This window comes from Oleiphilus sp. HI0128 (assembly GCF_001635365.1).
The window spans coordinates 1-818 of the sequence record NZ_LWGG01000082.1 but is presented as its reverse complement, the minus strand read 5'-3'; the positions used below and the strand labels follow the sequence as shown (position 1 = coordinate 818).

Annotated in this window: 1 protein-coding gene; it reads left to right on the top strand. The window is 46.3% G+C overall.

Going from position 1 to position 818, the window contains the following annotated elements; translation table 11 throughout:
• Positions 1–582 (top strand): extracellular solute-binding protein (locus A3763_RS01060; protein WP_156494797.1); only part of this gene is annotated, 582 nt, incomplete at its 5' end.
• Positions 583–818: the final 236 nt, after the last annotated feature.

The window sequence follows — 818 nt, the reverse complement described above, 5'->3', positions numbered from 1 at the left end:
AACACCTACGCCGCTCTCGCCGATAGTAAATGGAAAGGCAAGCTGTGTTTACGCTCATCAAGAACTGAGTATTCCCAATCACTGCTAGCAGACCTAAGCCACCGTTATGGCGAAGCAAAAATGCAGACGATAATGAAAGGCTGGGTAAGCAATCTCGTCCATTCACCTATGTCGGACGACTTGGAATTATTCACTGCACTGGAAACAGGAGCTTGTGAGCTAACAATCGCCTACTCCTATTACTTGCCTCGTCACCTTTTGACTCACCCGAATTCTAAAATAGAACTCTTCTGGCCTGAACAGAAAGACGGCGGTGTGCATATCGACATCACCGGCGCAGGCGTCGTAGCCGATTCCGACAATAAAGAACTCGCGCAAGATTTTTTAGAATGGATGCTATCTAAACAAGCACAACCCCAATACTCTCGACTCAGCATGGAATACCCGGCTCACCGAAGAGTCTACCCGGACCGAGCTGTCGCCAAGCATGGAAAATTTAAAGAGAACAAAACCCATGTTGAAGAGTTTTCGCCTTATCAAAGCACTGCGAATGCTATCGCGAGGAAAGCTAGGTATAAGTAAGCAATGTCTGGCTAGGGGTATGAAGTTTTCAATCGTAGCCTGTTTTTAACAGACATGGTCGGCTTGGCCGTTAAAGTGCCACAGGCACACCTAATAGGCCATTATCAATATGGCCTCATTGTCCTGATTTAAGGCTGTCGCAGATTTTTGACTTTGAGCACGCAGCTTTATTAAATTACCGATAACGGGTTAGCCAATATCTCCTTGAGCCTATTCGGCGTATCCATTCTTACACC